Here is a 17,349-nt window from a genome sequence, read left to right as displayed (position 1 = left end):
GCCGCTGGTTTACTCGTGCTTGACCCACTCGCCGTTCTTGACGGTATGGATCTGGATATCGACGGGAATCTGCGTCTGGCCGTTCTCGTCGAAAGTGGTCGTGCCCAGGGCGCCATCGTAGCGGGCGGCGCGAATCGCCTTGGCCACGGCCGCCTTGTCCTTCAGGCCGGCGGTCTTGAGCGCATCGAGCAGCAGGCCCGTGGCGTCATAGGCGTACTTGGTATAGGGGCTTTGCGCCTCGGCGTAGCCCTTCTCGGCGTAGGCCTTGTTCATGGCCTCGAGCTTGGGGTTGTTCTGGGCCACCGGCACGCCCACCATGACGCCGTCGGCCGCCGCGCCGGCGATCTTGATCAGCTGCGGATCGAAGATGCCGCTGATGCTGAGCATGGGCTGCTTCATCCCCAGGTCGGCCATCTGCCTGCGCAGGATGCCGGCCTCGGTGATGACGCCGCCGAAGTACACGGCATCGGGCTGCAGGCCCCGCACCTTGGTCAGGATGGCCCGAAAGTCGGTGGTGCCCACCGGGAAGCTCTCGGACGCCACGACCTGGCCGCCCGCTTCCTTGAAGAAGGTGCCGAACCAGGTTTCGTTGGCGCGCCCATAGTCGCTGGTGTCCGAGACGATCGCGATCTTCTTGGCGCCCAGCTCGCCGGCGGCCCATTGCGCCAGGGGCTTGTTCTCGTTGACCAGCGTGGGCGTGACCCGCGTGGTGTTGGGCAGGTTCTGCTCGGTGATCTTGGGGCTGATGGCGCCCCACACGATGAAGGGCATCTGGCTGCGGTGGAACACCGGCAGCGTGGCCAGGGCCACGGGGCTGTTCCAGTGGCCGGTGGCGCCGACCACGCTGCGGTCGTTGACCAGCTTCAGGGCCGCCGATACGCCGGTTTGCGGGTCCGAGGCGTCGTCCAGCACCACGCCCTGCACCTTGAAGGGCGCGTCCGGGGCCGCGTTCCATTGGTCGATGGCCAGCAGAAAGCCGTTCTTGGCGCCCAGGCCCTGCTGGGCGTTGCCGCCGCTGAGCGGGCCGATGAAGCCCAGCTTGACGGTCGGCTGCGCCAGCACGCCGCCGGACAGGAGCAGGCCCGCGCCGGCCAGCGCAAGGCCGGCGGCCAGATGGCGCCGCCGCGCCCGGGAAAAAGCGGAAAAGGTCGAAGATCCGTGCATGGTTACCCCTTGAGTGTGGAATTGGCATTCTGTGGTCCGCGTGGCTCGGGCACGACGCCTGCACGGGACTGCAGGGATCGTATCGGCAGCGGCCCATCCCCTGGTTCGTTTTTTTCGAAGCAATGCTTTGGAAAACGCGAAGCAAGCGGCCCGCGCTTCGCGATCTAATGCCGGTCTGCTGCGCGTATTCGAATAAATAATCGACAAGGGAGAAAGCCCCATGCAGGACTTGCTGTTCCAGCAGATCATCAACTGGCTGACATTGGGCTGCATATACAGCCTGCTCGCCCTGGGGTTCAGCCTGCTGTTTGGCGTGCTGCAGGTGATCCACTTCTCGCATGGCGACGTCGCCATGGTGGCGCCCTTCATCGCGCTGGCCGCCGTGCAGGCCGTGGCCGCCGCGCTGGGCGGCCCGTCCGCCTGGGTCACGCTGGGGCTGGCATGCCTGGTCGCCATCGCCGCGGTCGGCAGCCTGGGCGTGGCGCTGGACCGCCTGGTGATCAGCCGCTTTCGCGATGCGCCGGCCATGATGCCGCTGGTGGCCACCGTCGCGCTGGGCATCGTGCTCCGCGAGCTGATCCGCCACCTGTACCCCGAAGGCAGCAACCCGCACGCCTTCCCGGCCCTGGCCCAAGGCGCCATCGCCACTGCCCTGGGCAACGTGCCGCTGATCAGCCTGGTCGCCGTGCTGGTATCGGTCAGCCTGGTGGCGCTGCTGTTCTACGTCCTGCACCACACGCCGGCGGGCATGCGCATCCGCGCCGTCTCGCAGGACCGCGACACCGCCCGGCTGTTCGCCATCGCCCCCGGCCCGGTGTTTCGCAACACCTTCTTCATCGCCTCGGCGGTCGGCGCCGTGGGCGGGCTGTTCCTGGCCAGCTACGCCGGCGTGGTGCGCTTCGATTTCGGCGTGCAGGCCGGGCTGATCGGCTTTTCGGCGGCAGTGGTGGGCGGGCTGGGCAGCCTGGGCGGGGCCATCGTAGGCAGCCTGCTGATCGCGGCCATCGAGACCGTGGTCCAGGGCTACGTCCCCAACGGCACTTCCTACCGCCTGGTATTCGTGTTCGTGCTGGTGATCGGGGTGCTGATCTTCCGGCCTGCCGGGCTTTTCGGCGTGCAGAAAATGGAGAAAGTCTGATGCAAGGATCGGTTTCCCCCCGCCTGGCGGACACGGCCATCGTCCTGGCGGTGGCCACCGGCGGCGCCGTGCTGCTGCGCGCCTTCCTGCTGGCCGAAAGCTGGATCACCGTGCTGGCGCTGCTGGCGGCGTTCGCGGTGCTGCTGGTGGCCGTGCAGCGGCGCCCCCTGTTCGAGGAGCGCCTGGTCGCCGCCTTTCGCCGCGCGCGCAAGCTGGCCACGCTGTGGGGCATTGCCATCGTCGCGGTGTTTCCCTGGCTGCTGCAAGGCGACAGCTACGCCCTGCACCTGCTCATCGTCGCCAACCTTTACGCCGTGCTGGCGCTGGCGCTGAACTTCCAGCTGGGCAGCGCCAACATACCGAACTTCGCCACCGGCGCCTCCTACGGCATCGGCGCCTACGCCTCGGCGCTGCTGGCCATCCACCTGGGCGTGAACTTCTGGATCTGCCTGCTGGTGGCGGCCGTGGTGGCCACGCTCTTCGGCTTTCTGCTGGGCCTGCCGTCCATGCGCACGCGCGACAGCTACCAGGCGCTGGTGACCATCGCCTTCGGCATCGTGGTGCACCAGCTGCTGATGAACCTGGAGTGGACCGGCGGGGCCAACGGCCTGGTGGGCATCCCCGCCCCCACGCTGTTCGGCCATTCCTTCAACGACCCCATCACGCTGTTCGGCCACAGCCTGCCGGGCCAGGGCAACTACTACTACCTGTCGTGCGCGCTGGTGGGCCTGGCGATCCTGTCGGCGCGGCGGCTGCACAGCTCGCGCGTGGGCCTGGCCTGGAACGCGCTGCGCGACGACGAACTGGCCGCGCGCGCCTGCGGCATCAACGTGACCTGGTTCAAGGTGCAGGCCTTCGCCGTGGACGCCTTCCTGGCGGGCTTTGCCGGCACGGTGTATGCGTTCTACGTCAGCTTCATCTCGCCGGACAACTTCACTTTCCTGGTCTCGGTCACCATCATGACCATGGTCATCGCTGGCGGCATGGACAACATCCTGGGCGTGATCGTGGGCGCCTTCCTGCTGACCATGCTGCCCGAGAAGCTGCGCGCCTTCTCCGACTACCGCATCCTGTTCTACGGACTGGTCGTGATCGCCTTTCTCATCATCCGCCCGCGCGGCATCTTCCCCCAGCGAGTGCGCAACCATGAGCATTGATACCTCCGCGGCCCTGCCCGGGCCGGTGCTGGAAGGCCGCGGGCTGACCATGCGTTTCGGCGGCCTGGTGGCGGTGGACGACGTCAGCCTGCGGCTCGAACGCGGCGAGGTGCTGGGCGTCATCGGCCCCAACGGCGCCGGCAAGTCCACCCTGCTCAACCTGCTGACGGGCATCTACCAGGCCACCTCGGGCGAGGTGCTGCTCGAAGGCAGGAGCCTGGCGGGCATGCCGGCGCACGAGATCGTGGCCGCCGGCATCGCCCGCACCTTCCAGACCAGCCGGCTGTTCGGCAGCCTGAGCGTGCTGGACAACGTGCTGATCGGCATGCACACGCGCACGCGCTGCGGCGTCTTCACCGCCATGCTGCGGCCCGGCCGTGCGCGCCGCGAGATGCGGCAGGCCGCCGAGCGCGCCTGCGCCTTGCTCCAGGCCGTCTCGCCCGACCTGCTCGAGCGGCGCAACCAGCTTGCCAGCAGCCTGCCCCAGGCCGACAGGCGGCGCCTGGAGATCGCCCGCGCGCTGGCCGCCGAACCGAAGATCGTGCTGCTGGACGAACCGTCCAGCGGCATGGACGACCGCGACACCGATGCGCTGATCGCCGACATCGAACGCCTGCGCGCGCAGAACCCGGCCCTGAGCTTCATCATCATCGAGCACGACATGCGGCTGATCGCCGCCTTGCCGCAGCGGGTGATGGTGCTGGACTACGGCCGCAAGATCGGCGATGACACGTTCGAGGTGGTCCGCCAGCTGCCTCGCGTACAGGAAGCCTATCTCGGCAGGAAGGCCAGCCATGCTTGAACTCGAATCCGTCAGCACCCGCTACGGCGTGGTGAACATGCTCAACCAGGTATCGCTGCGCGTGCCCGAAGGCAGCATCGTCTGCCTGCTGGGCCCGAACGGCGCGGGCAAGACCACCACCTTCAAGGCCATCGCCGGGCTGCTGCCGCTGCAATCGGGCCGCATCCGCGTGCTGGGACAGGACCTGGCCAGCCTGCGCACCGAGGCGCTGGCGCCCCTGGGCGTGGGCTTCGTGCCGGAAGGCCGGCGCCTCTTTCCCGAGGCCAGCGTGCGCGAGAACCTGCAGATCGGCTATGACGCCTTGCGGCCCAAGGAACGCTTCGCCCAGGCGCTGGACCGGGTCGTGACGCTGTTTCCGCGCGTGGGCGAGCGCCTGTCGCAGGCGGCCGGCACGCTTTCGGGCGGAGAGCAGGCCATGGTCGCCCTCGGGCGGGTGCTGATCGGCAATCCGCGCCTGGTGGTCATGGACGAGCCCACGCTGGGCCTGTCGCCCAAGCTCATCGACGAATACTTCGAGACGGTGCAGCGCATCCACCAGGCCGGCATCACCGTGCTGCTCATCGAGCAGAACGCCGAGGCCGCACTGTCCATCGCGCACAGCGGCTACCTGCTGCTCAAGGGCCAGATGGTGGCCTCGGGCACCGCGCAAGAGCTGCTCGGCAACGACGTGGTCAAGCACCTGTACCTCTAGCGCCGGCGCCGCTTCCCTTCACGATCACCCTTCATTCATCAAGGAACCAGGCCATGACAGCCGAATTCACTTCCATCGATACGCTGGTCGTCGGCGCCGGCCAGGCCGGCATCGCCATGAGCGAGCACCTGGGCCGGCACGGCGTTCCCCACCTGGTGCTCGAACGCGCCCGCATCGCCGAGCGCTGGCGCACCGCCCGCTGGGATTCCCTGGTCGCCAACGGGCCGGCCTGGCATGACCGCTTTCCCGGCATGACCTTCGAGGACCTGGACCCGGACGCCTTCGCCGGCAAGGAGCGCGTGGCCGACTACTTCGTCGAATATGCCCGCAAGTTCCAGGCGCCCGTGCGCACCGGCGTCGAAGTCACGCGCGTCACGCGCAACGCCGGCCAGCCCGGCTTCACGGTGCAGACCTCCGAAGGCGCGCTGCAGGCCATGCGCGTCGTGGTGGCCACCGGCGCCTTCCAGAACCCGGTGATACCGCCCATCGCGCCCCGGGACGACTCGCTCACCCAGCTTCATTCGGCCCATTACCGCAATCCGGCGCAGCTGCCGCCGGGCGGCGTGCTGGTGGTGGGCGCGGGCTCCTCGGGCGTGCAGATCGCCGATGAACTGCAACGCGCCGGCCGGCAGGTGTACCTGTCGGTCGGGCCGCATGACCGTCCGCCGCGGTCGTACCGCAACCGCGACTTCTGCTGGTGGCTGGGCGTGCTGGGCGAATGGGACCGCGAGGCCGCCGTGCCCGGCAAGGAGCACGTGACCATCGCCGTGAGCGGCGCACGCGGCGGCCACACCGTCGACTTCCGGGCGCTGGCGCACCAGGGCGTGATCCTGACCGGCATGACCCGGGCGTTTCGCGACGGCGTCGTCAGCTTCGCGCCGGACCTGGCCGCCAACATCGCGCGCGGCGACGAAAGCCTGCATGCGCTGCTCGATGCGGCGGACGCCTACGTGGCCCGCAACGGCCTGGACCTGCCCGAAGAGCCCCAGGCGCGCCGCAAGCTGCCCGATCCGGACTGCGTCACCGCCCCGCTGGCGGAACTGGACCTGGCGCAGGCCGGCGTGCGCACCATCATCTGGGCCACCGGCTATTCGTCGGACTATGGCTGGCTGCAGGTGGACGCCTTCGACGAAAAGGGCAAGCCCCGCCACCAGCGCGGCGTCTCCAGCGAACCGGGCGTGTACTTCCTGGGCCTGCCCTGGCTGTCGCGCCGCGGCTCGTCGTTCATCTGGGGCGTGTGGCATGACGCCAGGCACGTCGCCGACCACATCGCCATACAGCGCACCTACCAGTCCTACCGCGATGCCGCGCAGCGCCAGCAGCAGGATGGCGGCAAGACGCTCGGTCCCGCGGCGCGCGCCGTTTCCACCGACCACTGAGGAGCCAAGCATGAGCCAACCCACCCATACCCGGATCCGCATGTTCAACACCAAGGACACGTATCCCAACCAGGCGCTGGACAACGACCTGTGCCAGGCCGTGCGCGCCGGCAACACGGTCTACGTGCGCGGCCAGGTCGGCACCGACTTCGAAGGCCGGCTGGTGGGCCTGGGCGATGCGCGGGCGCAGGCCGAGCAGGCCATGAAGAACGTCAAGCAGCTGCTGCAAGAGGCCGGCAGCGATCTTTCCCACATCGTCAAGACCACCACCTACCTGATCGACCCGCGCTACCGCGAACCGGTCTACCAGGAGGTCGGCAAGTGGCTCAAGGGCGTCTATCCCATCTCCACCGGCCTGGTCGTCAGCGCCCTGGGCCAGCCGCAATGGCTGATGGAGATCGACGTGATCGCAGTGATTCCCGACGGCTGGACGCCGTCCCAGGCCCAAGGAAACGCGCCATGACCTTCTCCATCATCGGCCGCTGCCGCGACACGGGCCAGCTCGGTATCGCCATCAGCTCCTCCAGCATCTCGGTGGGCGCGCGCTGCCCCTGGGTGCGCGCCGGCGTGGGCGTGGTGGCCACGCAGAACGTCACCTTGCCCTCGCTGGGCGCGGACATCCTGGAACTGCTGGCCGGCCAGCCGCTCGACCCGGCCCAGGCCCTGCGCCAGGCCCTGGGCACGGACCGCTACAGCCAGTACCGGCAGGTCACGGTGCTCGACAGCCAGGGCCGCACGGCGCTGTTCAGCGGCAAGGAATCGCTGGGCGTGCACAACGCCGTGGCCGGCGACCAATGCGTGGCGGCAGGCAACCTGCTGGCCGGCGAGCATGTCATCGCGGCCATGGTGCCGGCCTTCGAGCAGGCGCCCGGCCAGCTGGCCGACCGCCTGATGGCGGCCATGCACGCGGCCACGGCCGCTGGCGGCGAAGCCGGGCCGGTGCATTCGGCCGCGCTCAAGGTGGCGGGCGAGGTAGCCTGGCCCATCGTGGACCTGCGGGTGGACTGGGCCGACCAAGACCCCATCGGCCAGCTCGACGCCCTGTGGCAGGCCTACCGGCCGCAGATGCAGGACTATCTGGCGCGCGCGCTCAACCCGCTGGCCGCGCCCAGCTATGGAGTGCCGGGCAATGAATGAAGAAGCCGGGCGCGGCAGCCGCGCGCTGCTCGAGCGGCTGATCGGCTTTCCGACGGTCAGCCGCGACTCCAACCTGGCGTTGATCGCGTTCGTGCGCGACTACCTGCGCGATCTCGGCGTGGACAGCGAGCTGTTCCACAACGCCGAAGGCACCAAGGCCAATCTCTTTGCCACCATCGGCCCGCGCGAGCGCGGCGGCATCGTGCTGTCGGGCCACACCGACGTCGTGCCGGTCGACGGGCAGGACTGGAGCGTCGAGCCCTTTTGCCTGAGCGAGCGCGACGGCCGCCTTTACGGCCGCGGCACGGCGGACATGAAAGGTTTCCTGGCCTCGGTGCTGGCGGCCGTGCCGGCCTTCCTGGCCCAACCCTTGAAAGTGCCGGTGCACCTGGCCTTCTCGTACGACGAAGAAGTGGGCTGCCTGGGCGTGCGGCCCATGCTGGCGGCGCTGGCGCAACGCCCGCACAAGCCGCGCCTGTGCCTGATCGGCGAGCCCACCGGGCTCAAGCCCGTGCTGGGCCACAAGGGCAAGCTGGCCATGCGCTGCCAGGTCAAGGGCGCGGCCTGCCATTCGGCCTACGCCCCGCATGGCGTGAACGCCATCGCCTATGCGGCGCGCCTGATCCGGCAGCTGGACGAAATCGGCGAGGCGCTGGCCCGGCCCGAGCATCACGACGCCCGCTTCGATCCGCCCTATTCGACGGTGCAGGCCGGCCTGATCCAGGGCGGCCGGGCGCTGAACATCGTGCCGGCCGAATGCGAATTCGATTTCGAAGTGCGCGCCCTGCCCGGTTTCGATGCCGAGGAAGTGCCGCGCCAGCTGCAGCGCTACGCCCAGGCCGAACTGCTGCCGCGCATGCGCGCGGTGCAGGCCGACACCGATATCCGGATGCAGCCGCTGGGCGACTATCCCGGCCTGGCCACCTCGCCGCAAAGCGAGGCCGCCAGGCTGCTGGCCTGGCTGAGCCGCTCGGAGGACTTCGGCACGGTGGCCTTCGGCACCGAAGGCGGCCTGTTCGATCAGGCCGGCATCCCCACCGTGGTGTGCGGTCCGGGCAGCATGGACCAAGGCCACAAGCCGGACGAGTACATCACCGTCGCCCAGCTGCGCGCATGCGACGAGATGCTGGCGCGGTTGGCCGGCTACCTGCGGGAAGAAGCGATGGGCGGTTGAGGGCGGCGCGGCACCCGCTGCTCGATGAAGCGGTTCAGCGGCCCCAGCGTATCGATGGCAATGCGCATGGTTTCCCCCGCGAAGGCGGTAAGCAGAGTGTATGCCATCGCCACGGCCGCTCCTACAATGCGGCAAGTCATCCGAGGAGGCAGGCCGTGCAGGTGCACATGACGCTGGCGAACATGCTGACGCTGTTCGGCGCGATGCTGGTCCTGGCGCTGATTCCCAGCGTCAGCGTGCTGGCGGTCGTGGCCCGTTCCGCATCGTCCGGCCTGGCGCACGGCGCGGCCGCGGCGGCGGGCATCGTGGCGGGCGACCTGCTCTACATCGCGCTTGCGATCTTTGGCCTGGCGCTGCTGACCCAGGCGCTGGGCAAGGCATCCTTGCTGATTCCCTATGCCGGCGGCGCCTACATGATCCTCGTGGGCCTGCGCCTGTGGAAAGCGGGCGCCAGACCGGCCGGCGCCGCCGCGTCCGCCGATGCCTCCTCGCTGGCGTCGAGCTTCATGGCCGGCCTGCTGATTACGCTGGCCGACCAGAAGGTGCTGCTGTTTTACCTGGGCTTTCTGCCGGCATTCATGGACCTTGGCGCCATCGGCGCGCTGGATGCGCTCATCGTGATGGCGATCGCCGTGCTGGCTGTCGGCGGCGCCAAGCTGGGCTATGCCTTGCTGGCCCACAAGGCCGCAACGGTGCTGGGCGCCCCCGCCGGCACGCTCGTCAACCGGCTGGCCGGCGCAACGATGATGGCCGTGGGCTTGTATCTGCTGCTGGCGCGGTAGCCGGCGAGGCCGCGCGCAAAGCGCACGAGCAGCGCTGTCCGATCCCGCCCTGGGGTTGCAGGAGTATGATGAAAGCAACCGGCCTGCCTTCAGAAGCCGGCGCGGCCGTGCCCCGCCCTCCCGCATACCAACCAAGACAATCCCAGAGATGACAAGCGCAGCACCCGCCTGGCTCATGCCAGTCGCGGCAATCTTCATTCTGCAGACCATTTCCTCGTTTCTGGCCCGGGTCATTCCCATCATCGCCCCGGCCATGTCCGCAGAGTACGGCTGGAGCGGCAGTTCCATCGGCTACCTGACCGCGAGCAACTCGATGGGCGGATTGGCGATCCTGGTCGCCGGTTCGGCCTTGCTCAAGCAGATAGGCGGGATGCGCACCTTGCAGTTGACCCTGGTGCTGGGCGCGGTGTGCATGGCGCTCTTTCTGTATCCCGTGGTCGGCGTCGCATTGGCGGCCTGCTTCGCCATGGGCCTGAGCAACGGCGCGGCCAATCCGGCCGGCAGCGAAGTCCTGCAACGCTTTTCCCCGCCGGGCAAGCGCAACCTCATGTTCTCGATCAAGCAGGCCGGCGTTCCCGTGGGCGGGGTGATAGCCGGGCTGCTCGTTCCGGTGGTGGTGGCCTCCTCGGGATGGCGCATGGCCCTGCTTGCCTGTGCGCTCATCGTGCTGCTGCCCGTGGCGCTGAGCTGGCGGCTAAGCGGCAGCCTGGATGCCCCGGCAGGCAAGCCGGACGGCGCGGCCGGCAAGAAAAGCGGCTTTGCCATGCCCACCTTGCAGTCGCTGCGTACGCTCAGCGTGCCGCTGGCCTCGCTCACGCACAGCCGCGGCCTGATGAAAATATCCGTCGTGGGCGGCCTTTTTGCCGTGTGCCAGAGCTGCTGGTTCACCTTCACCGTCATCTATCTCATCGACGACCTGGGCTACTCGCTCGGCCTGGCCGGGATGGTCTTTGCGGTCATGCAGGCCGGCGGCGTGATCGGCCGCATCGCGCTGGGCTGGCTGTCCGACTACTTGCGCTCGGCCACCGCGACGCTATCCATCGCCGCCATCCTGTCGGCGGCCACGACGGCGCTGCTGGGGCTGACCAGCACCCAATGGCCGCTCTGGGCCGTGATAACGCTGGCGTTCGTCGCCGGCTGCTCGGCGGCCAGCTGGAACGGGGTACAGATCGCGGAGGTGGCGCGGCGCTCGCCGCCGCACCTGATCTCCGAGACGGCGGCCGGCTCCAGCATCCTGGTCAACCTGGTCAACATGGTGGCGCCCACGACCTTCGCCGCGTTCGTCGCGGCCAGCGGACGCTACGACTACGCCTTCCTGTGCACCGGCGCGTTCTCGCTGCTCGTGCTGGCCTGCCTGCCGCGCGACCGGCGCGATCCCGCCGGCGCGGCGGACCGCCCGCGCTGAGCCGCCCGCTTGCGGGCCGGCCAGGGCGGCCGCCCGGCCGGCGGTGCGCCGTCATTCGTGCGTCAGCGCCTTGATCGACGCATGCAGATAGCGCAGCACGATTTCCCGGTTCTTGCACTGGCCGGCGCCTTTATGCCAGACCGCGCCGATATCCATCGTGGGCACGACCTCGCTGACATTGCAGCGCAGGATCCGCCTGCCCTCCAGCGACCAGGGCCGGTAGACCAGGTCGGACAGGATCGCCACGCCCTTCTGGAAGGCAACCAGGCTGCGCACCGCTTCCAGCGACTTGCTCTGGAAATAGATATTGGGCCTGAGCCGATGCCGGCGCCAGTACTTTTCCATCGTGTCGATATGCTCGTCCATGTCCAGCAGTATGTAGTCGTACTGGACGATGTCGTGCAGGCCGACCTTGGACCTTTGCTGCAGGGGATGATCCGGGTGGGTCCAGAGCCGGCGGGGCGACTTGAGCATGATGTCGTATTCCAGCGCATCGTTGCCGGTCAGGTTCGAGACGATCAGCAAGGCAAGGTCGATGCTGCCATCCAGCAGGGCCCGCTCGATGCTCGGACGGTCGCTTTCCACCACCTGGATCCGCAGGTTCGGAAAACGTTGCCCGGCGGTGGCAAGCACGCTGGGCACCAGGTAGGCCGAGATGGTCTCGGTCACGCCGATACGCAGGCGCCCGCTCACATCGCTGGGGGCGGACCGTATGTCTTCGATGGCGCGCGAGGCGGCATTGGTGACGTTGCGCGCATGGGAGACGAAACGCTCGCCCGTCTCGGTCAGCCGCAATCCCTTGGAATGCCGCACGAACAAGGGAACGCCCAGCGCCTGCTCCATGCCGCGCAGCGCCACCGTGACGGAAGACTGCGACACATTGCAGCGCAAGGCGGCCTTGGAAACCTGTCCGGTTTCCGCCAGCGCCAGAAAATATTCGAATTGCCGCAGCGTCAATTGCACGGCCCGCCCCCTGATATGCACTAGCTCTATATCACAACTTCAATAATATATATTAGCCATATCAGAGGGAATCTTTTAGGATATCCGGCCCGAAATAGTCCAATGGCGGGAAGGAGTTGTCACGATGTCGGCGCAGATCAGCGGCTATTGCACCTTGTGCCGTTCGCGTTGCGGGACCCTGAACACGGTCCGCGGCGACGCCTTGGTTCGTGTCCAAGCCGACACCGGCCACCCCACGGGCAGCGCGACCTGCCCGAAAGGCCGGGCCGCGCCCGAACTGGTGCACAGCCCCCACCGCATGCTTTACCCCATGCGGCGCACCACGCCCAAGGGCTCGGCCGATCCGGGCTGGCAGCAGATTACCTGGGACCAAGCCCTGGACGAGATCGCGGCGCGGTTCGGCCGGATACGGCAGGAAAGCGGCCCCGAGGCGGTCGCGTTCGGCGTGACCACGCCCAGCGGCACGCCATTGTCCGACAGCATCGACTGGATCGAGCGGTTCGTGCGCGCTTTCGGCAGCCCGAACATCGCGTATGGGACGGAGGTCTGCAACTGGCACAAGGACTTCGCCCACGCCTTCACGTTCGGCTGCGGCATTCCGGTGGCCGATTATCCGAACGCCGATCTCATCCTGTTATGGGGCCACAATCCCAGCAACACCTGGCTCGCGCAGGCCAATGCCATCGGCGAGGGAAGACGCGCCGGCGCGCGCCTGCTGGTGGTCGATCCGCAGCGCACGGCGCTGGCCGCGCAGGCCGACGCATGGCTGCCCGTCAAGCCGGGAACGGACGCCGCATTGGCCTTGGGCCTGGCCCACCTGCTGCTGGCCAGCGAACGCTACGATCACGCCTTCGTCCGCGACTGGACCAACGCCCCGCTGCTGGTGCGCGCCGACACCGGCCGGCTGGTGCGCGCCGGCGATGTGGACAAGCACGCGCAAAACCCCCAGGCCTGGGTCGCCTGGGACCGGGACGCCAGGCGGCCCGTGGCCTACGACACCGGCTATCACCCCGGTGCGCAAGGCGCCGCCTCGTTCGCCCTGCGGGGAGAGTACCTGCTGCAGATCGACGGGGCGCCGACCACCTGTCACACCGTGCTGGAAAAACTGGCGCGCCGCTGCGCCCAATACACGCCTGCCCGGGTAGAGGCGGTCACGGGCGTGGCGCCCTCGAGCCTGCGGGCCGCGGCCGAGCTGATTGCGCAAAGCCGGGCCATTGCCTACCACTCGTGGTCGGGCGTGGCCCAAAGCACCAACGCCACCCAGACGGACCGGGCGATCGCCGTCCTGTATGCGTTGACGGGCAGCTTCGACAAGCCCGGCGGCAACCGCGTGTACCCCAAGCAGCCCGCCAACCCGGTCAATGGCCTGGACCTCATCGCCCCGGCCCAGCGCGCGAAGGCCCTGGGCCTGAAAGAGCGGCCGCTCGGACCGGCAGCCATGGGCTGGGTGACCGCGCGGGACCTGTATCAGGCGATACTGGCCGCGCAGCCCTACCGCGTCAGGGCCTTCATGGGATTCGGCACCAATCCGCTGGCCTCGCAGGCGGACGTCGGCATGGCCCAGGCCGCGTTGCAGGAACTGGAGTTCCATGTGCACTGCGATCTGTTCGAGACACCCTCGTCCCGGTACGCCGACATCTTCCTGCCCGTCAACACGCCTTGGGAGCGGGAGGGCCTGCGCATCGGCTTCGAAATCAGCCAGGACGCCCAGGAGCTGGTGCAGCTGCGGCCAAGAATGGTCACGCCCCGCGGACAATCCCGCTCGGACAACGAGATCGTATTCGACCTGGCGTGCCGGCTGGGCATGAGGCCGGTATTCTTCGATGGCCAGCTGGAACAGGGCTGGAACCACCAATTGGCGCCGTTGGGCGTGACGGTATCGGATCTGCGCCGCAGCCCCGGCGCCAGCCTGCGCCTGCCCCTGGTTCACCAGGACAAAAAATATGGCCTGCCCCGGTCGCCCGGAGGCCAGGACGGCCCGCAGGAAAATACCGTCAACGGCTTCGAGACACAGACCCGGCGGGTCGAGCTTTATTCGGAACTGCTGCTTAGGCACGGCTACGATCCCCTGCCCAGCCATGACGACCTGCTGTCCGGCGCCGGGCACGACGGCAAGACGTATCCGCTTACCCTCACGTCCCGCAAGAACGGCTACTACTGCCATAGCCAGCATCGCTCCCTGGCCTCTCTTCGCAAACGCGCCAAGATGCCGCAAGCCGTCATCCATCCCGCGCTGGCGGCCGAAAAAAACATCGAACCGGGCGATTGGGTCCGCATCACCACGCCTGCCGGCTCGGCGCGGTTCATGGCGACGCTGGACCCCCACCTGGGCAAGGATGTCGTCTACGCCGAAGTCGGGTGGTGGCAAGCCTGCCCCGAGCTCGGCGAGCCTGGCTATCCGATCCAGGGAGAGGACAACAGCAACTACAACGGCCTGATCTGCGCGGACAAGGCCGATCCGATCAGCGGATCGGTGCCCATGCGCCAGTTTCCCTGCGATATCGAGCGCGATGCCGCTTTCGACCTGGGGCAACGCCTTTGGACGGGACGGCGCGACTTCCGTATCGACGCCCTGGACCACGTTGCCGAAGGCGTCCTGGAACTGACGCTCTCGCCGCAGGATGGCGGCGTGCTGCCCGATTACCGCCCCGGCCAGCACATCACCATCGAAGTCCCCCAGGACGATGGCGGCGCCATGGTGCGCAGCTATTCGCTGATCGGCCCGGCGCGGCTGCCCGCGCGGCGCAGCTACCGGATCGCCGTGCGCCACCAACGCGGCCGGGACGACGCCGGGCAAGCCTGGGAAGGCGCGATGTCGGGCCACCTGCATGCGAACGCCCGCGTGGGCTCGGCCGTCAAGGTGGGCGCGCCCAGCGGCTCCTTCGTCCTGCCCGAAACCTCTGCGCAGCCCATCGTCCTTTTCGCCGGCGGCATCGGCATCACGCCCTTCCTGTCCTATCTCGAATCGCTGGCAGGCGCGGCGCACGCGCCCGAAGTCTGGCTGCACTACGCCAACCGCAACCGGCACACCCGGGCGTACGGCGACCGCTTGCAGCAGCTTTGCGGGCAGCTGCCTCGATTGACCGTCAGGGATTACTACGGCGACCCGCTGGCCAGCGACCCCGACCCGCGCGAAGTGCTGGGCGCCCACGTGGTGCCCGACAGCCTGATCCAAGCCCGGGCGCGTTTCTACATGTGCGGCCCGCCCGCGATGATGGATAGCATCCGGCAGGGCTTGTGCGCGCGCGGCGTGCCGGCGTTCGACATCTTCAGCGAGATATTCCGCTCGCCTGCCGCCCCCGATCCTGGCGGCACGGCGCGGTTCGAAGTCCGTTTCAGCAGGTCGGGCAATGCCAAGGCGCAATGGACGGCCGAGCGCGGCACCTTGCTGGGATTCGCGGAGAGCCTGGGGCTGTCCGTGCCCAGCGGGTGCCGGGTCGGGCAATGCGAAAGCTGCGCGGTCAGGGTCGTCTCGGGGCAGGTGCGCCACCTGCACGGCGCCGAACCGGAGGATCCGTCGATATGCCTGGCCTGCCAGGCCGTACCCGCGTCCGACCTCGTGCTTGACATTTGAAGTGCCACGAAACGTAGACCAAAATAGCGGGGACGCACGATTTGCGGATCCGCGCACAGCACAGGAGGACTTGGCCGCCACAACGTTGATTCACAAACAGGGGAGCGGATCGATTAATCTTCGGTCCGCAAGTGAATTTTCAGCATCCAGATAATCACAAGGCACAAACATGTCTCAGCACAACAACCAAGCCGGCGCCAGGTCATCGGGCCTGATGGGGCCGGTCAACAACTTCCTGGAACGGTGGATTCCATCGGCGATGACCTTCGCCATGGCCCTGACCCTCATCGTGGCCCTGATGGCCCTTGCCCTGACCGACACCGCGCCCACGGATATCGTCAGGTTCTGGGGCAACGGCCTGTCCGGCATCCTGGCGTTCATGACGCAGATGTGCCTGATCCTGCTGCTGGGCCACATCCTGGCCAATACCGGGCCGGTCCGGAAGGTCCTCATCGCCCTGGCGCGCGTGCCGTCGCGGCCGGCAACCGCCTACATGTTCGTTTTTGTCATCAGCGCCGTGCTGTGCTTTTTCATCTGGGGCCTGGGGCTGATCGCCGGCGCCGTGCTGGCGCGTGAAATCGCCGTGCAGGGCCGCGAGCGGGGCATCAAGCTGCATTTCCCGCTGCTGGTGGCCGCGGGATATTCGGGCTTCATCGTCTGGCACATGGGTTATTCCGGGTCGGGGCCCTTGACGGCCGCCACCGCGGGCTCTTTCCTGTCCAATGCGCTGGGCGGCGGCACCATCCCGGTATCGGAAACGATCTTCGCGTCGTGGAACATCATCGCGGCCATCCTGGTCATCGTCGTCTGCGCCGCGCTGTTCTGGCTGGTCGCCCCCAAGGACGGATCGCGCGTCTACGAACTGCCCGCGGATGTCGGATCCGAGGAGCACAGCGAGGCGAAATACGAGGTCCTGACGCCCGGCGACCGCATGGACGCATCCAGGATCCTGGTGTTCGTTTTCGGCCTGGCGCTGCTCGCTTACCTGGTCATCCACTTCGCCCGGGGCGGCAGCATCACGCTGGATATCGTCAACTGGTCCCTGCTGGCCCTGGTGCTGCTTTTCACCCGGAACGTATTCGAGCTCATCCACCTGACCCGAAACGCCGCGGGCAGCGTGGGAGAAATCCTGCTGCAGTTTCCGCTGTACGCGGGCATCCTGGGCATCATGCAGCACACCGGGCTGATCGCCCTGTTCTCGAGTGCCTTCGTGGCCATCTCGACGCCGCAGACCTTCGGCATCCTGGCCTTCCTGTCGGCGGGCATCGTCAACTTCTTCGTGCCCTCGGGCGGCGGCCAGTTCGCGGTCCAAGGCCCGATCATGCTCGATGCCGCCCAGCAGCTCGGCGTGGATCCCGCCATCGCCATCATGGCCGTGGCCTATGGCGACCAATGGACCAACATGCTGCAGCCGTTCTGGGCGCTTCCCATCCTGGCCATCGCCGGACTGAAGATGCGCGACATCCTCGGCTACACCATGGTGACGCTGTTCGGCTCGGGCGTGGTGATGATCGGGGCGCTGTGGTTGGCGGCCTCGTTATGACGGCAGACTGACCCGGGAAACCGGGCAGTTTGCAAAGCCCGGTTGTTCAAGGCCCGGGCCCGGTTTGAACCGGGCCCGGGCCTTTTAAGTTGAAGCAGGCCGGATATGGGCCGGTGATTGCATTCCGGCCAAAACCCTTCCACCGATGCGCCGTGCCCGCAGGCCGCGCGTTGTACGGCACGCCGCGGCCGATCCCGGCTTGGCCGGGATCGGCTCTGCCCAAAAGATGGGAGTGTTCATGCCAGCCGCCAAGGCCAGGCCTAGATGTCGCTGCGTGTTCGCTTCGAACGACCCGTTATGCTGCATCCCTGCCTCGATCTAGCCGACCTTCCCAGCAGCGGCATTCGATGCTGGTGCTTTGCTGACACCCACAAAGGCAGCGCTGAAAAAAACGCTGAATTGTGCTGGGCATCTTTGGCCATCCCCGGAAAGAAAAAACC

At 67.8% G+C, this 17,349-nt stretch carries 15 protein-coding genes; 12 read left to right on the top strand and 3 right to left on the bottom strand.

The features are described from left to right. Positions 1 to 9: 9 nt before the first annotated feature. Entirely contained in the window at positions 10 to 1,164 is a 1,155-nt protein-coding gene (locus V8Z80_RS18875; protein ID WP_336063102.1) for a branched-chain amino acid ABC transporter substrate-binding protein, read from the bottom strand. A 220-nt stretch (positions 1,165 to 1,384) separates the two neighbouring features. Here V8Z80_RS18875 and V8Z80_RS18870 point away from each other — a divergent pair, with 220 nt between their 5' ends. The 8 genes from V8Z80_RS18870 to argE are packed head-to-tail and all read left to right on the top strand — an operon-like array spanning position 1,385 to position 8,642. Continuing rightward, a complete protein-coding gene (locus tag V8Z80_RS18870) occupies positions 1,385 to 2,302 on the top strand; it encodes a branched-chain amino acid ABC transporter permease (protein ID WP_336063101.1) in 918 nt (305 codons plus the stop codon). Continuing rightward, on the top strand, positions 2,302 to 3,459 hold the full coding sequence (locus V8Z80_RS18865; protein ID WP_155195346.1) for a branched-chain amino acid ABC transporter permease: 1,158 nt from the start codon (positions 2,302 to 2,304) through the stop codon (positions 3,457 to 3,459). The genes V8Z80_RS18870 and V8Z80_RS18865 overlap by 1 nt, the downstream gene beginning before the upstream one ends. Further along, a complete protein-coding gene (locus tag V8Z80_RS18860) occupies positions 3,449 to 4,261 on the top strand; it encodes an ABC transporter ATP-binding protein (protein ID WP_155195347.1) in 813 nt (270 codons plus the stop codon). The genes V8Z80_RS18865 and V8Z80_RS18860 overlap by 11 nt, the downstream gene beginning before the upstream one ends. Then, entirely contained in the window at positions 4,254 to 4,952 is a 699-nt protein-coding gene (locus V8Z80_RS18855) for an ABC transporter ATP-binding protein (protein ID WP_155195348.1), read from the top strand. Before V8Z80_RS18860 ends, V8Z80_RS18855 begins: the two co-directional genes overlap by 8 nt. Positions 4,953 to 5,005: 53 nt before the next feature. Next, positions 5,006 to 6,331, top strand: a complete 1,326-nt coding sequence (locus V8Z80_RS18850; RefSeq protein WP_336063099.1) for a flavin-containing monooxygenase — start codon at positions 5,006 to 5,008, stop codon at positions 6,329 to 6,331. A gap of 10 nt (positions 6,332 to 6,341) precedes the next feature. After that, positions 6,342 to 6,794: a RidA family protein gene (locus V8Z80_RS18845; RefSeq protein WP_155195350.1), complete on the top strand. Its 453-nt coding sequence runs from the start codon at positions 6,342 to 6,344 to the stop codon at positions 6,792 to 6,794. Further along, positions 6,791 to 7,468, top strand: a complete 678-nt coding sequence (locus tag V8Z80_RS18840; RefSeq protein ID WP_336063098.1) for a DUF1028 domain-containing protein — start codon at positions 6,791 to 6,793, stop codon at positions 7,466 to 7,468. Before V8Z80_RS18845 ends, V8Z80_RS18840 begins: the two co-directional genes overlap by 4 nt. Next, complete coding sequence (gene argE / locus V8Z80_RS18835) at positions 7,461 to 8,642, top strand: acetylornithine deacetylase (RefSeq protein ID WP_155195352.1); 1,182 nt, start codon at positions 7,461 to 7,463, stop codon at positions 8,640 to 8,642. The genes V8Z80_RS18840 and argE overlap by 8 nt, the downstream gene beginning before the upstream one ends. On the opposite strand, the gene V8Z80_RS18830 is transcribed toward argE, so the two are convergent. Continuing rightward, positions 8,612 to 8,749 (bottom strand): hypothetical protein, encoded by a 138-nt coding sequence (locus V8Z80_RS18830; protein WP_155195353.1) that lies wholly within the window; start codon positions 8,747 to 8,749, stop codon positions 8,612 to 8,614. The genes argE and V8Z80_RS18830 overlap by 31 nt on opposite strands. A 60-nt stretch (positions 8,750 to 8,809) precedes the next feature. On the opposite strand from V8Z80_RS18830, the gene V8Z80_RS18825 reads away from it, so the two are divergent. Continuing rightward, positions 8,810 to 9,424: a LysE family translocator gene (locus V8Z80_RS18825; RefSeq protein ID WP_336063097.1), complete on the top strand. Its 615-nt coding sequence runs from the start codon at positions 8,810 to 8,812 to the stop codon at positions 9,422 to 9,424. A gap of 175 nt (positions 9,425 to 9,599) precedes the next feature. Then, a complete protein-coding gene (locus V8Z80_RS18820) occupies positions 9,600 to 10,829 on the top strand; it encodes an MFS transporter (protein ID WP_336063096.1) in 1,230 nt (409 codons plus the stop codon). A gap of 51 nt (positions 10,830 to 10,880) precedes the next feature. On the opposite strand, the gene V8Z80_RS18815 is transcribed toward V8Z80_RS18820, so the two are convergent. Further along, entirely contained in the window at positions 10,881 to 11,792 is a 912-nt protein-coding gene (locus V8Z80_RS18815) for a LysR family transcriptional regulator (protein WP_336063095.1), read from the bottom strand. A gap of 124 nt (positions 11,793 to 11,916) precedes the next feature. Here V8Z80_RS18815 and V8Z80_RS18810 point away from each other — a divergent pair, with 124 nt between their 5' ends. Both V8Z80_RS18810 and V8Z80_RS18805 read left to right on the top strand, forming a co-directional pair. Beyond that, positions 11,917 to 15,366 (top strand): molybdopterin-dependent oxidoreductase, encoded by a 3,450-nt coding sequence (locus V8Z80_RS18810; protein ID WP_336063094.1) that lies wholly within the window; start codon positions 11,917 to 11,919, stop codon positions 15,364 to 15,366. Between the two features lie 169 nt (positions 15,367 to 15,535). After that, positions 15,536 to 16,909 (top strand): short-chain fatty acid transporter, encoded by a 1,374-nt coding sequence (locus V8Z80_RS18805; protein WP_336063093.1) that lies wholly within the window; start codon positions 15,536 to 15,538, stop codon positions 16,907 to 16,909. The last annotated feature ends 440 nt before the right edge of the window (positions 16,910 to 17,349 follow it).

Origin of the sequence: Orrella sp. JC864 (genome assembly GCF_037026685.1) — a bacterium.
GTDB lineage: Bacteria > Pseudomonadota > Gammaproteobacteria > Burkholderiales > Burkholderiaceae_B > Orrella.
Note: the sequence above shows the minus strand (reverse complement) of the source record. Positions and strands in the feature narration are given on the sequence as shown.